Raw genomic sequence first — 14,196 nt, 5'->3', positions numbered from 1 at the left:
CCGCATCTTGCCTTCGCGTGGGGAGGCAATGCGGGGACGGGAGTGCGTGCAGCTCAGGGCGCACGGGCGCGTCCCGTGCGCACGAACGTGACGGTGACCCCATGTGCCCGGCACGGAACGGTTCGTGTTGTGACAGAGCTATGACGTGGCTGGGTCCGACTCGGGCTTACAGATGGGGGGTGGTGGGCGATTACCCTTTCCCTCCTGGCCCCTGCCCGACTCCATGGAACGCGAGATTCATGACCGTCAACGACGATGTCCTGCTTGTCCACGGCGGAACCCCGCTGGAGGGCGAGATCCGTGTCCGCGGTGCGAAGAACCTCGTACCGAAGGCCATGGTCGCTGCGCTGCTGGGCAGCGCTCCGAGCCGGCTCCGCAATGTTCCGGACATCCGCGACGTCCGAGTCGTACGGGGTCTGCTGCAGCTGCACGGTGTGACGGTCCGTCCGGGTGACGAGCCCGGCGAACTGGTGATGGATCCGACGCGCGTGGAGAGCGCGAACGTCGCTGACATCGATGCCCACGCGGGTTCGAGCCGTATCCCGATCCTGTTCTGCGGACCGCTGCTGCACCGCCTCGGCCACGCGTTCATCCCCGGCCTCGGCGGCTGCGACATCGGCGGCCGGCCCATCGACTTCCACTTCGAGGTGCTGCGGCAGTTCGGCGCGAAGATCGAGAAGCGGGCGGACGGCCAGTACCTGGAGGCGCCCCGGCGGCTGCGCGGCACGAAGATCCAGCTGCCGTACCCGTCCGTCGGCGCGACCGAGCAGGTGCTGCTGACGGCCGTCCTCGCGGAGGGCGTCACGGAGCTGTCCAACGCGGCCGTCGAGCCGGAGATCGAGGACCTCATCTGCGTGCTGCAGAAGATGGGCGCGATCATCGCGATGGACACCGACCGGACGATCCGCATCACGGGTGTGGACCAGCTCGGCGGCTACAACCACCGCGCCCTCCCGGACCGCCTGGAGGCCGCGTCCTGGGCGTCCGCGGCGCTGGCGACCGAGGGCAACATCTACGTCCGCGGCGCCCAGCAGCGCTCGATGATGACCTTCCTGAACACCTACCGGAAGGTGGGCGGTGCCTTCGAGATCGACGACGAGGGCATCCGCTTCTGGCACCCCGGTGGCCAGCTGAAGTCCATCGCGCTGGAGACGGACGTCCACCCGGGCTTCCAGACCGACTGGCAGCAGCCGCTGGTGGTCGCCCTGACCCAGGCCACGGGCCTGTCCATCATCCACGAGACGGTCTACGAGTCCCGCCTCGGCTTCACGTCCGCGCTGAACCAGATGGGCGCGCACATCCAGCTCTACCGCGAGTGCCTGGGCGGCTCGAACTGCCGCTTCGGCCAGCGCAACTTCCTGCACTCGGCCGTCGTCTCGGGCCCGACCAAGCTCCAGGGCGCGGACCTGGTCATCCCCGACCTCCGCGGCGGCTTCTCGTACCTGATCGCGGCGCTGGCGGCCCAGGGCACGTCCCGCGTCCACGGCATCGGCCTCATCAACCGGGGCTACGAGAACTTCATGGAGAAGCTCATGGAGCTGGGCGCGAAGGTGGAGCTGCCGGGCAAGGCGCTCGGGTAGCGGCGCGTGCAGTGACATCAAAGGGGCGGCCACCCGGTTCGGGTGGCCGCCCCTTTGATGTCACTCACTGTGGTTCGTACACCGTCGGCGTACGAACGGCAGGCTTACTTGCCCTTGGCGGCTTCCTTGAGCTTCGAGCCCGCGGAGACCTTCACGCTGTAGCCGGCCGGGATCTGGATCGGCTCGCCGGTCTGCGGGTTGCGGGCGGTGCGAGCGGCACGGTGGGTGCGCTCGAAGGTCAGGAAGCCGGGGATGGTGACCTTCTCGTCGCCCTTGGAGACGATGTCGCCGACGACGTCGGCGAACGCGGCCAGCACGGCGTCGGCGTCCTTGCGAGTCACCTCGGCGCGGTCGGCCAGCGCGGCCACCAGCTCACTGCGGTTCATGTTGTTACTCCCGTGTTCATCTTGCCGTTGAGGCGTCAGATCGAAGCCGATGCTGCCAGGGTCCTCCGTGAGTCCCCGGACCCGGGTCCGTCGTCAGACCCTCGCGCCCAGGGACGCATCCTGCCTCTACCTGCGGCGGGAAAGCCAATCCGGCACCCGCAGGAGTCGTGAGAACACCCTTGGGGAGTCACACGAAAAGAGGGCCTGAGCCTGGCGCCACGATAGCTGCGCTGCTGACAGGGTTCTTGCGACGCGCCGGGTTCCCAGCGGCCGTGGGGTTACTCACAGTCCGGGGGCGGCGCCCCCGGACCCCCCGCGGCGGCCGGACGGCCACGGCTCTCAGACGCCGGACGCGCTGCCCGCCCCCGCACCGACCGCCTTGGCGGCCTCCCGCACGGCACCGGCGACCGCGCCCGCGACCTTGTCGTTGAAGACGCTCGGGATGATGTAGTTCGGGTTCAGCTCGTCCTCGGTCACCACGTCCGCCAGCGCCTTCGCGGCCGCGAGCATCATCTCGGTGTTGACCGTGCGGGACTGCGCGTCCAGCAGACCGCGGAAGACGCCCGGGAAGACCAGCACGTTGTTGATCTGGTTCGGGAAGTCCGAGCGGCCGGTGGCGACAACGGCCGCGGTCTGGCGGGCGATCGCCGGGTCGACCTCGGGGTCCGGGTTCGCAAGCGCGAACACGATCGCGTCGTCGGCCATGGCGGCCACGTCGTCGCCGTCGAGGACGTTCGGGGCCGAGACGCCGATGAAGACGTCGGCGCCGCGCACGGCCTCCTTGAGGGTGCCCGTGAGGCCCTCGGGGTTGGTGTTGTCGGCGATCCAGCGCAGCGCCGAGTCCGGGGCGGCGTCCACCAGGTCCTCGCGGCCCGCGTGCACGACGCCGTGGATGTCGGCGACGACGGCGTTCTTGACGCCCGCGGCGAGCAGCAGCTTCAGGATGGCCGTACCGGCCGCGCCGGCGCCGGACATGACGACCCGGATGTTCTCCATGGCCTTGCCGGTGACGCGCAGGGCGTTCGTGAGGGCGGCGAGGACGACGATCGCGGTGCCGTGCTGGTCGTCGTGGAAGACGGGGATGTCCAGGGCCTCGCGCAGCCGGGCCTCGATCTCGAAGCAGCGCGGGGCGGAGATGTCCTCGAGGTTGATGCCCGCGAAGCCGGGGGCGATCGCCTTGACGATCTCGACGATCGCGTCGGTGTCCTGGGTGTCCAGGCAGATCGGCCAGGCGTCGATGCCGGCGAACCGCTTGAAGAGGGCGGCCTTGCCCTCCATGACGGGCAGCGCGGCCTTGGGGCCGATGTTGCCCAGGCCCAGCACGGCGGAGCCGTCCGTCACGACCGCAACGGAGTTGCGCTTGATGGTGAGGCGGCGGGCGTCCTCGGGGTTCTCGGCGATCGCCATGCACACACGGGCCACGCCCGGCGTGTAGACCATGGACAGGTCGTCACGGTTGCGGATGGGGTGCTTCGACGCCATCTCGATCTTGCCGCCGAGGTGCATGAGGAAGGTCCGGTCCGAGACCTTGCCCAGCGTGACGCCCTCGATGCCGCGGAGTTCCTCGACGATCTCGTCCGCGTGCGCGGTCGACGTCGCCGCGATGGTGACGTCGATACGGAGCTTCTCATGACCGGACGCGGTGACGTCGAGGCCGGTCACCGAGCCTCCGGAGGACTCCACGGCGGTGGTGAGCTGCGAGACGGCGGTTCCGCTCGCGGGCACCTCCAGCCGGACCGTCATCGAGTAGGAGACGCTGGGCGCCGTTGCCATGGCCGACTTCCTCTGCTTTCACCTGACGCTGAGTTGTGCCGTCCGATCGTCGCACCTACCGCTGAGTAGCAGGTAGCCGCCCTCGATTGCGAACGTTTTGTTCGCGGAATGGGCCAGCAAAAAGAGACCCACGTCACGTGGACGTGGGTCTCTTCGAAGTAAGTGGCACCGACCCGCCATGCTCGCCTCGCGGCAAGTGGTCGCTCGTAGCGACGAAGGTTGGGCCCGGGGGCTTGGATCGAGCCGGTGCCACATCCAGGCTAACAAACAGATCCCGTAAGGCCATTCCCGTACCGCTAGTTCATTTCGCCGACAAGTGGGTATCGGGCCTCAGTCCCTGAGCAGGTCCGCAACTCCCGCCGCGTCGGGCTCGTCCCGGTCGGCCGAGACGACCGTGAGCTGCTGGGTGGCCCGGGTCAGCGCGACGTAGAGGACGCGCAGGCCGGCCGGGGACTCGTCGGCGATCTCCGCCGGGGAGACCACCACCGTCGCGTCGTACTCCAGGCCCTTCGCCTCCAGGCTGCCGAGGGCCACGACCCGGTCGCCGAGACCGGCGAGCCAGCGGCGGGCCTCCTCGCGGCGCTGCATGGCGACGACCACGCCGACCGTGCCGTCGACCCGCTCCAGTAGCCGGGCCGCCTCGTCGCGGACGGTCGCGCCCAGCGTGTCCTCCACGACGGTGAAGCGGGGCTCGACACCGGTGGAGCGGACCGCTTTCGGCGACACCGAGCCGGGCATCGCGAGGGCGAGGACCTTCGAGGCGAGCTCGGCGATCTCGGCCGGGTTGCGGTAGTTCACCGTGAGTTCGAAGCGGCGGCGCGGGCGGGTGCCGAGGGCCTCGTCACGGGCCTGGGCGGCCTCGTCCGGGTCGGACCAGGAGGACTGGGCCGGGTCGCCGACGACCGTCCAGGTGGCGTGCCGGCCACGGCGGCCGACCATGCGCCACTGCATCGGGGTGAGGTCCTGGGCCTCGTCGACGATGACGTGGGCGTACTCGACGCGCTCCTGCGCGAGGCGTTCGGCGCGCTCGCGCTGCGACTCCTCGCGCACCGGCATCAGCTCCTCCAGGCCGGTGAGCTGGTCGAGCGGGTCGAGTTCGCGCTTCCTGCGGGGTCGGGCCGGGGCGCCGAGGACGGCCTGGAGCTCGTCGAGCAGGGCGATGTCGTGCACCGTCCGGCCCTCGCGCCGCAGCGAGCGGGCGACCTTGCGGACCTCGCCGGGGTTGAGGATCCGCCGGGCCCAGCGGCCGAGGCGGCGTTCGTCGGCCATGGCGTCCAGGACCGCCGCCGGGGTCAGCTCCGGCCACCAGGCGTCGAGGAAGGCGATGAAGGTGTCCTCGGAGGTGATGTCCTCGTCGAAGGACGAGCGCAGCTCGGCCGCGAGTTCGGGGTCGGAGTGCCGGCCGGCCGCGCCGGACTGCTCCCACAGGGCGTCCAGGAGGAGCTTGCGGGCGCGGGGGCGCAGCAGGTTCACGGGGGCGGTGCCGCCGAGGGCGGAGCGGCGGATGCCGTCCAGTTCCCGGGCCTCCAGTTCCAGGCGGCGGCCGAAGGCGACCACGCGCAGCCGGGCCGGTTGCTCGTTCATCTCCAGGGCGCCGCGTGCGGCCTTGCGCAGCACCTTGAGCATGCGGGAGGAGCCCTTGGCGCGGGCCACGGCCGGGGAGTCGTAGAGCGTGGCGTCGGCCCCCTCGACCAGGGAGCCGATGGCGCGGATGGCGACCTGGCCCTCCTCGCCGAGGGAGGGCAGCACGCCCTCGGTGTAGGCGACGAGCAGCGGGGTCGGCGAGACGATCAGGATGCCGCCGGCGTAGCGGCGCCGGTCCTGGTAGAGGAGGTAGGCGGCGCGGTGCAGGGCCACGGCGGTCTTGCCGGTGCCCGGGCCGCCCTCGACGTACGTCACGGAGGCGGCGGGGGCGCGGATGACCAGGTCCTGCTCGGCCTGGATGGAGGCGACGATGTCGCGCATGGTGTGGCTGCGGGCCTGGCCGAGCGCGGCCATCAGGGCGCCGTCGCCGATGACGGGCAGCTCGTCGCCGTCGAGGTACGCCGTCAGCTCGGGGCGCATCAGGTCGTCCTCGACGCCCAGCACCCGGCGGCCCTTGGAGCGGATGACGCGGCGGCGGACGACACGGCCGGGGTCGACCGGGGTGGAGCGGTAGAAGGGTGCGGCGGCCGGGGCCCGCCAGTCGATGACCAGCGGCGCGTAGTCCTGGTCGAGGACGCCGATGCGGCCGATGTGCAGGGTCTCGGCGATCTCGGCGGTGTTGTCGGGACGTACGGCCCCCTCCGCCGGCTCGATCGCCGTGTACGCCCCGTCGGGGCCCTTCTTGCCGTCCTTGCCGGTCAGCAGGTCGATACGGCCGAAGAGGAAGTCCTCGAACTCGTTGTTCAGCCGGCTGAGGTGGATTCCCGCGCGGAACACCTGCGCGTCCCGCTCGGCGAGTGCGCCGGGGGTGCCGACCTGGCCGCGCCGGGCCGCGTCCTGCATCAGGAACTCGGCCTCGTGGATCTTCTCCTCGAGGCGCCGGTACACCCGGTCCAGGTGTTCCTGTTCGACGCGGATCTCCCGTTCACGAACCGAGTCGTGCACCGAACCGACCGCGTCTTGTCTCTGAGCCTGAGCGGCCACCGGGCCCCCTTCTGACGTGCTGGGCAGCCGTCAACCGTACGCGAAGGGGGCCCCTGGAAGCTACGGGCCGGCGGGCAGGCGCGGAAGCTGTTGCCCCAATGGCGCCTGCCGGGCGACCGGACAGGCCTACGCGTCGACCTCGACCAGCCGCTTGCCGTCGAAGGTCACGACCTCGAAGTGGTCGATCTCGTTCGGTTCGAAGGCGGCGCCGCCCTGGACGTACAGGGGCTCCTTGGCCTTGTCGGACTTGGCGTCCGGCAGGCCGTAGCCCCACTCCGGGACGGACCAGGAGGACAGGGTCTCGCGCTCGCCGTTCTTGCCGACCGCGACGAGGGCGCACTTGAGCGGGCCCTTGACGTTCTTCAGCTCCAGGACCATGCCGGTGCCCCAGTCCTTCTTCTGGACGGCGACGGTGGCGGAGACCTTGGTGTTCGGGTCGGTGGCGCTGATCTTGTCGGAGATGCCGTCGAAGGCCGCCTTGGCGGGGCTCGCCGCGAGCGGGCGGTTCTCCGCGCCGCCGCCGCCGTCACCGCCGTTCGTCGCGACCGCGACGAAGGGCCCGCCGATGATCAGCGCACCGGCCGCCGCCACCATGTAGAAGCTGCGGCGGCGCTTCTGCGCGCGGCGGTCGGCGACCTCGTCGACCAGCTTCTCCACCAGGCGCGGGCGGGGCTTCGCGGACAGGGACTCGCCGATCGCGGGTGTGCTGCCGGAGCCGGGCAGATCGGCGAGGGCGGCGAGCATCGGTTCCATGCCGGCCAGCTCGTCGAGCTGCTGGGCGCACCATTCGCAGGTCGCGAGGTGGGCCTCGAAAGCGGTTGCCTCGGCGTCGTCGAGGATGCCGAGGGCGTAGGCGCCGACGGTCTCGTGCTCGTTCGGCACCGGAGATTCCTGCATGGGGCCAGACATACCCATGCCTCCCGTACCGAACCCCTGGTTACCCCCGTAAACACTCACGCCGTCACCCCCCGCTCCTCCAGTGCCAGCTTCATCGAACGCAGGGCGTAGAACACCCTGGAGCGGACGGTGCCGCTGGGTATGCCCAGGGTCTCGGCCGCCTCATTGACGGTACGCCCCTTGAAGTACGTCTCGACGAGCACCTCCCGGTGGGCGGGGGTCAGGTCGTCGAGTGCGTCCGAGAGAGTCATCAGCCACAGCGCCTTGTCGATCTCGTCCTCCGCGGGGATGACCTCCAGCGGCGACGGGTCGACCTCCTGCGGCCGGGCCTGCCGGCTGCGGTGGCCGTCGATGACGATGCGCCGGGCGACCGTCACCAGCCAGGGGCGTACCGATCCGGTCGCCCGATTGAGCTGACCGGCGTTCTTCCAGGCACGGATGAGCGTCTCCTGGACGACGTCCTCGGCGCGCTGCCGGTCTCCGGCGACCAGGCGCAGGACATATGCCAGAAGCGGTCCGGCGTGTTCGCGATAGAGCGCACGCATCAGCTCCTCGTCGGGTTCCGAGGGCTGGGACATGCGATGTCGGGCCCTCGGTGCACGTTCATTGGCCACGACGGAATCCTTGCGCACGCCCACCTCCGGTGTCCGGGGGTTCCCCCAGTCGGTCGCTCCACAAGCCGTACGGACGCGAGCGGTTGGGCGTTCAAAGAGACCCGACAGATTTCTTCGAGATGACGTGACGAGCGGGACATGGGGTCACATTCCCACCCCGCGTTCTTTACATTTCCGCCACATCGGCAAGATCAAGCCAGGCCTTCCCTACGGTGGCGTAGGTAAACGGCATGTAATCGAAATCACTTCGACAGTGCGGTCGCAGAAGTCGCATTTAGGACAGGGAAATTGAGTGCACGGACCACTCAATTCCGTTTTACGCGCGGGCGAGTGCCGCGCGGCGACGATGCCGGGCGACGCGTTCGCGGTTCCCGCAGACCTCACTGGAGCACCAGCGCCTCCTGCGTCCCCGGGAGGTGTCGAGGTACACGATGGGGCAGTTGTCGCCCTCGCACTGGCGCAGGGCCGCGCGGGCGACGGGGTCGGTCAGCAGGTCCACGGCGTCCCGGGCGACGGCCGCGAGCAGGGCGGCGCAGCCGGGCGGGCCGTCCAACCGCCGCAGCAGCTGACCGTCTTCGCCGCGGACCGCGCGCGGGGCCGGGGGCGCGGTGCGGGCCAGGTCGTTGACGCGGGCGAGGGCGAGGTCGTACGCCGCGACTCCGGGTCTCGGCCGGCAGCGCACCAACCGGTCGATCTGGGCCCGCAGTTCGCGGAAGGCGAGGAGCCAGCCGGTGTCGGCGTGGGCCAGGGCGGTGTCCGCCGGGACGAGTCCGGAGCCGGTGATCCAGGCGCGCAGCACGTCCACGGTGTCGAGCCGCTCCCCCGGGTGCGTGGTGGAGAGCAGATCCAGGCAGATCCGCCCGGCGTCGAAGCGCAGCTCGTAGGGGGCCGTGGCCGTACCCAGTGCCATGTGCCTGTCACCGCCTAGGGGTTGACCCCGTCGCGAGGGCTTCGGTGAGACGCCAGTGAGAGGGCCGGGAAACCGTTCCCTCTTACAGTGCCTGCCCACGACGACGCCGGAAACCCCTCCCACACACCTCACCACGACGACCGCCGCTGCGCGCCGCGCGTTCAAGCCACGACCGGGCCGGGCGTCACACCCCGGCGGGCTGCCGCAGGGCGCGTTCCGCCGGGGGCGCCCCGAACACCACACGCCGGCCGGACTCCCCCGAGCTGCCCCGTACGCACCACCGGCGTCCCGCCCGCGCCGCGAGCATCACGCTCCGGCGGGCCGAACCACGCCGGGCACCACCTCCACCGAGCACCACCCCCAGCCGCCGGACTCCCCCAGGTCGACCCGCCCGCGGGCATCACCTGGAGACCGGATTCCCGCCGGGCGTTCCGCCCACCCGGCAGAACCGGATCTGACGTGTTCCAGCTCAACCCCCGGGCGGGCTCACGCGTCTGCGTACTTCGTCTCCGCGCTCGGGTCCAGGGCCAGGCGGTAGCCCCGCTTGACCACCGTCTGGATCAGCTTCGGGGTGCCGAGGGCCGTGCGGAGGCGGGCCATGGCCGTTTCCACCGCGTGTTCGTCGCGGCCGGAGCCGGGGAGGGCGCGCAGCAGGTCGGCGCGGGCTACGACCCAGCCGGGGCGGCGGGAGAGGGCGCGCAGGAGGGACATGCCGGCGGGCGGGACCGGTTTGAGGTCGCCGTCGACCAGGACGGCGTGCCCGCGGATCTCCATGCGGTGCCCGGCGACGGGCAGGGAGCGGGCCCTCGCCGGGAGCTCCTGGCACAGCAGCTGCACCAGCGGGCCGAGCCGGAAGCGTTCGGGCTGGATCGTGTCGATGCCTTGGGACTGCAGGGGCAGAGCGGTGACCGGGCCGACGCAGGCCGGCAGGACGTCGTGGCTCAGCGCCGCCAGGACCTCGTCGAGCAGTCCGCGGTCCTTCGCCCGGGAGAGGAGGGAGGCCGCCGCCGGGGCACTGGTGAAGGTCACCGCGTCCAGGGCCCGGGCGACCGTCGCGTCCAGCAGGCGGTCGACCGGGGTGATGTCCTCCGGCGGCATCCAGCGGTAGACGGGTACCCCGACCACCTCGGCCCCGCCTTCCCGCAGCGCCTCCACGAAACCGGGCAGCGGCTCACCGTGCAGCTGGATCGCGATCCGCCGGCCGTCGACGCCCTCCTCCAGCAGCCGGTCCAGCACCTCCGCCATGGACTCCGACGACGGCGACCACTCCTCCGTCAGCCCGGCGGCCCGGACCGCGCCCTTGACCTTCGGCCCGCGCGCCATGATCCGCACGCCGCCCAGCCGTGACAGCAGCTGCTCCCCCAGCCCCCAGCCGTCGGCCGCCTCGACCCAGCCCCGGAAGCCGATCGCGGTCGTGGCCACGACGATGTCCGGCACCTGCTCGATGATCTCTTTCGTCGCGGCCAGCAGTTCGCTGTCGTCGGCGAGCGGCACGATGCGCAGGGCGGGGGCGTGCAGGACGGCGGCACCGCGTCGCTGCAGCAGCACGCCGAGCTCATCGGCCCGGCGCGCGGCCGTCACCCCCACGGTGAAACCCGCCAGGGGTCCGTGGTCCGGTCGCTGTTCTTCCTCGTACATGGCTCTCGTCCCGCACTCGAGTCGTCGTACTTCGTCGGTACGGCGTACCTACATGCCGATCGAGCCTGTCAACGGCTCGTGACAGGCCCGGATCGGCTTGATGTCGCTGGTGTTACGTCACACCTCGGCGTAGCTGAGCTGCGGCTTCGCCTCCGAGGACGCCGTGGTGACGGGTACCCGGGGAGCCGTACGGCGAAGGTATACGGCCCATGTGACCACGAAGCAGACCGCGTAGAAGGCGAGGAAGGCCACGAACGCCCCGGTGCCGGAGCCGTAGGAGAGGAAGGACTGGCGGAAGGCGAGGTTGATGCCGACGCCGCCGAGCGCGCCCACCGCGCCGATCAGGCCCATGGAGGCCCCGGAGAGCCGCCGCCCGTACGCCGCCGCCTCCTCGCCCTCCAGCCCCTTGGCCAGGGCCTTGTTCTGGAAGATGCCCGGGATCATCTTGAACGTCGAGCCGTTGCCGAGCCCGCTGAGCACGAACAGCACCACGAACGCCCCGGTGAACAGTGCCAGCGACTTCTCCATGGAGGCGCCGATCAGGACCGCCGTCGCCGCTGCCATGGCGACGTAGTTCCACAGACTGATCCGCGCGCCGCCGTACCGGTCGGCGAGCCGGCCGCCGACGGGCCGGATCAGGGAGCCGAGCAGCGGACCGAGGAAGGTGACGTACGCGGCCTGCAGCGGCGTACGGCCGAACTGGTTCGTCAGCACCTGGCCGAAGGCGAAGCTGTAGCCGATGAAGGAGCCGAAGGTGCCGATGTAGAGGAGGGCCATGATCCAGGTGTGGCCGTCCCGCGCGGCGTCCTTGGCGGCACCGGTGTCGTTCTTCACGTTCTCCAGGTTGTCCATGAACAGCGCGGCCATCACCGCGGCCACGACGATCAGCGGGATGTAGATCCCGAGCAGCACGCGCGGTCCGCCACCCGCCCCGATGATCGCCAGCGCGGCGAGCTGCGCCACCGGCACGCCGATGTTGCCGCCGCCCGCGTTCAGGCCGAGGGCCCAGCCCTTCTTCCGCAGCGGGAAGAAGGCGTTGATGTTGGTCATGGAGGAGGCGAAGTTGCCGCCGCCGACACCGGCGAGCAGGCCGACGAGCAGGAACGTGGAGAAGGAGGTCCCCGGCTCCATCACGGCGAACGCTGCGCAGGTCGGGATCAGCAGGAGGGCCGCGGAGATGATCGTCCAGTTCCGTCCGCCGAAGATCGCCACGGCGAAGGTGTAGGGGACGCGGACGACGGCGCCGACCAGCGTGACCATCGAGGTCAGCATGAACTTGTCGGCGGGGGTCAGCCCGTACTCCGGGCCCATGAACAGCACCAGCACGGACCACAGGGTCCAGATCGAGAAGCCGATGTGCTCGGACAGCACGGAGAAGAAGAGGTTCCGGCGGGCGACCTTCTCCCCGGTCTCCTTCCAGAACGTCTCGTTCTCGGGATCCCAGTGCCGGATCCAGCGTCCGCCCTTGCTCGGGGGTGCGGGTGCCGTGCCAGGGCCTGTCATGACGCCTCCACTGTGCTCCGGGGCTCGGTCGTACTTCGAGTGACTGATCCGAAGGTAGGGAGGGCGCGTTTCCTGCCTGTGGCACCGAGTGACCGCGAGGGAACTTTGCTCTCACCCCGGGCTCGGGCGGGATGAGAGGTTCCGGGCGGTTTCCGCGTCAGTGCTGCGGTGGCTGCCAGTGGGGGTTCTGCTGGGGGTGGGGCTGGTGGTACGGCCGGCTGTACGGGCCGGGGGGCTGCGCGCCATAGGGGCCAGGCGCGGGCTGACCTTGGTACGGGGCCTGCACGGGCGGCGGGCCACCATAGGGCCCGGGCGCGGGCTGACCTTGGTACGGGCCAGGCGCGGGCTGCCCCGGGTACATACCGGGCTGGGAGGCATACGGCCCAGGCGCCTGCTGCGCATACGCCCCACCCGCGAACGGATTGCCCTGCCCGGGCGGCTGCGCCCCCGGCGGCAGATACCGCAGCCGCCCGTGCTCGTCGTTCACCGGCATGAAGCCCGCCGCCTGCAACCGGGCCGCGAACTTTGCGTTGCGCTTGCGCGTCACCACGAGGCCGGTGCCGAAGACCGCCATGAACAGCAGCCACACCACACCGGCCACGACGAAGTCGACGGACTCGCCCCCGAAACGGAAACCGAGGATCACACAGCCGACGGAGACGCCCAGGGCCCCGTACCCCATGCGCTTCTCGGCGTGCTTGCCGGTGAGGTCGAAGTTGATACGGGCCTTGAGGAGTTCGAAGGCGTCCGGCACCAGGGGCGGCAGGGAGACCCCGTCGGCCGCGTTGGGGTACTGCGCCCAGTTCTGCCCGGCCCGGGCCCTGGCCTGCGGGCTGGGGTCGGGCAGGAGCAGCATGGTGAGCGAGCCGTTGTTGCGGCCACCGCTGTGCCGGACGTCCGCGTACTCGTAACCGAACTGCTGGGCGACGAAGGCCAGTCGGGCGAGCTTCTTCACGGACGCCATCGGGCTGGTGAGCTCCACGGGTTCCCCGCTCGCCATCAGCCGCAGCATCTTCCGTGTCTGCCGCTTACTCATCCCCACCGCTCCCGCCGCCCACTTCGTTCACAAGCGCAACCCGGGCAGTTTTCCACACCGGGAAAGGCCGGGGCGCGGGACCCCGTTATCCTCTAGCGGACCCCACATGGGAAGGGGAGAGTCCATGACCGCTGAGCCGGGAGCCGGGCAGCCCGGGGCGCGGCGCTCCGCCGCCGGAAACGTCGCCTTCGGAGCGGGCGTGCTCCTCGTCCTGGCGACGGCGGTACTCGGCGCGTTCGCGGCCGTGGCCCTGCTCGGCAGGGCCGTGGACCCTGGCCCCCTGTCGAGCGTGGTGCCCGACGACGGGATCAACGCCCTGGTGGTGGGAGGGATCGCGGTCGGCGGGCTGACCGGACTGATGCTGCCGGTGATCCTCTTCGGCATGGTGCGCGGGAACGAGAACACGCCTCGGGTCGGTCCCGCGGCCGCCGCCCGCAAGGTACTGGCGGTGCTGGTCTTCGACGTCTGGCTGCTGGTCGTGGCACTGCTCGTGGCCCAGCTGGGGTGGTTCCTCTCGGCTCAGCTCACCACCGTCGTGGCCGTCTTCGCCGTCGGATTCAGCTGGATGCCGCTGGCGATGGTGCCCTGGGAGCGGCTCGGGCTGGGCGAGGGGTTCGGGAAGCTCCGCGGGCCGTCCGCGTCACGCCAGGCGCAGTGAGCCCGCCAGCTCGTCGGCGACCTCGACGAGCTCCGCGCCGAGCCCGAGGGACGTCCACAGCAGCCTGCACTCCAGTGCCGTGGGATGCCTGCGCGGCAGGACGTAGTGGGCGACGCCCTCCACGACCGTGCCGCTGTCCGCCGCCGGGTCCGTCGGCTCCTGGCGGTGCACCCGCAGGGCCGGCCCCAAGGGCAGCTCGACCTCGGTGAGGAGGGGGCCGTCCCCGAAGTACGGGCCTTCAGCGCGCGCCAGTTCGGCCCGGAAGGCCGCCACCGTGCGGCTCTGCGGCGGGATGCTGAGCTCCCGGACCGTGCAACTCGCCACGACGGGTCCGTCCCGGGGTGCCAGGACCGCCGCGCACAGGGCGGCCTGCCGCGCCGCCGCGCCCCAGTACCAGAGCAGGTCTGTCGCGAACGCCTCGCGCCACGGCTCGGGCACGTCATCGCCGAGGTGCTGCCCCGCGAGGGTGCGCGCCCACGCCTCGGGGTCCTCACTCCGCAGATCCAGCACCAGCCAGTTGTGGTGGGCGGGCAGCTCCACCCGGCACTCCCTCCACTCCCCCGGGTTCGTCAT

The 14,196-nt window shown here is 71.0% G+C and carries 12 protein-coding genes; 2 read left to right on the top strand and 10 right to left on the bottom strand.

The features are described from left to right. The first annotated feature begins 239 nt into the window (after positions 1–239). Positions 240–1,580 (top strand): UDP-N-acetylglucosamine 1-carboxyvinyltransferase, encoded by a 1,341-nt coding sequence (murA, locus tag ACIRDU_RS30500; RefSeq protein WP_403585346.1) that lies wholly within the window; start codon positions 240–242, stop codon positions 1,578–1,580. Between the two features lie 104 nt (positions 1,581–1,684). Here murA and ACIRDU_RS30495 read toward each other — a convergent pair whose 3' ends face one another. The 9 genes from ACIRDU_RS30495 to ACIRDU_RS30455 all read right to left on the bottom strand — a co-directional run bounded on the left by ACIRDU_RS30495 (position 1,685) and on the right by ACIRDU_RS30455 (position 12,965). Next, positions 1,685–1,966 carry an HU family DNA-binding protein gene (locus ACIRDU_RS30495; protein WP_003990598.1) on the bottom strand — a complete coding sequence of 94 codons (282 nt, stop codon included), beginning with the start codon at positions 1,964–1,966 and terminating at the stop codon, positions 1,685–1,687. 339 nt (positions 1,967–2,305) lie between these two features. Then, positions 2,306–3,739, bottom strand: coding sequence for an NAD-dependent malic enzyme (locus ACIRDU_RS30490; protein ID WP_403585343.1), 1,434 nt, complete (start codon positions 3,737–3,739; stop codon positions 2,306–2,308). Between the two features lie 330 nt (positions 3,740–4,069). Further along, positions 4,070–6,367, bottom strand: coding sequence for a HelD family protein (locus tag ACIRDU_RS30485; RefSeq protein ID WP_403585341.1), 2,298 nt, complete (start codon positions 6,365–6,367; stop codon positions 4,070–4,072). Positions 6,368–6,493: 126 nt separating this feature from the next. After that, complete coding sequence (locus ACIRDU_RS30480; RefSeq protein ID WP_403585338.1) at positions 6,494–7,276, bottom strand: anti-sigma factor family protein; 783 nt, start codon at positions 7,274–7,276, stop codon at positions 6,494–6,496. 44 nt (positions 7,277–7,320) lie between these two features. Further along, positions 7,321–7,842, bottom strand: coding sequence for a sigma-70 family RNA polymerase sigma factor (locus tag ACIRDU_RS30475; RefSeq protein WP_010039908.1), 522 nt, complete (start codon positions 7,840–7,842; stop codon positions 7,321–7,323). A gap of 352 nt (positions 7,843–8,194) precedes the next feature. Continuing rightward, a complete protein-coding gene (locus ACIRDU_RS30470; RefSeq protein WP_403585336.1) occupies positions 8,195–8,788 on the bottom strand; it encodes a CGNR zinc finger domain-containing protein in 594 nt (197 codons plus the stop codon). A 486-nt stretch (positions 8,789–9,274) separates the two neighbouring features. Next, positions 9,275–10,426 carry a uroporphyrinogen-III synthase gene (locus ACIRDU_RS30465; protein WP_403585333.1) on the bottom strand — a complete coding sequence of 384 codons (1,152 nt, stop codon included), beginning with the start codon at positions 10,424–10,426 and terminating at the stop codon, positions 9,275–9,277. A 117-nt stretch (positions 10,427–10,543) separates the two neighbouring features. Further along, positions 10,544–11,929, bottom strand: a complete 1,386-nt coding sequence (locus ACIRDU_RS30460) for a nitrate/nitrite transporter (protein ID WP_403585331.1) — start codon at positions 11,927–11,929, stop codon at positions 10,544–10,546. A 157-nt stretch (positions 11,930–12,086) separates the two neighbouring features. Next, positions 12,087–12,965: a hypothetical protein gene (locus ACIRDU_RS30455; protein WP_403585329.1), complete on the bottom strand. Its 879-nt coding sequence runs from the start codon at positions 12,963–12,965 to the stop codon at positions 12,087–12,089. Between the two features lie 124 nt (positions 12,966–13,089). On the opposite strand from ACIRDU_RS30455, the gene ACIRDU_RS30450 reads away from it, so the two are divergent. Continuing rightward, positions 13,090–13,623: a hypothetical protein gene (locus tag ACIRDU_RS30450; protein WP_403585327.1), complete on the top strand. Its 534-nt coding sequence runs from the start codon at positions 13,090–13,092 to the stop codon at positions 13,621–13,623. Here ACIRDU_RS30450 and ACIRDU_RS30445 read toward each other — a convergent pair. Beyond that, complete coding sequence (locus tag ACIRDU_RS30445; protein WP_403585324.1) at positions 13,606–14,196, bottom strand: hypothetical protein; 591 nt, start codon at positions 14,194–14,196, stop codon at positions 13,606–13,608. The genes ACIRDU_RS30450 and ACIRDU_RS30445 overlap by 18 nt on opposite strands.

The sequence above is a fragment of the Streptomyces sp. NPDC093598 genome (assembly GCF_044764825.1).
GTDB lineage: Bacteria > Actinomycetota > Actinomycetes > Streptomycetales > Streptomycetaceae > Streptomyces.
This window is presented reverse-complemented; position numbering and strand designations above follow the sequence as displayed.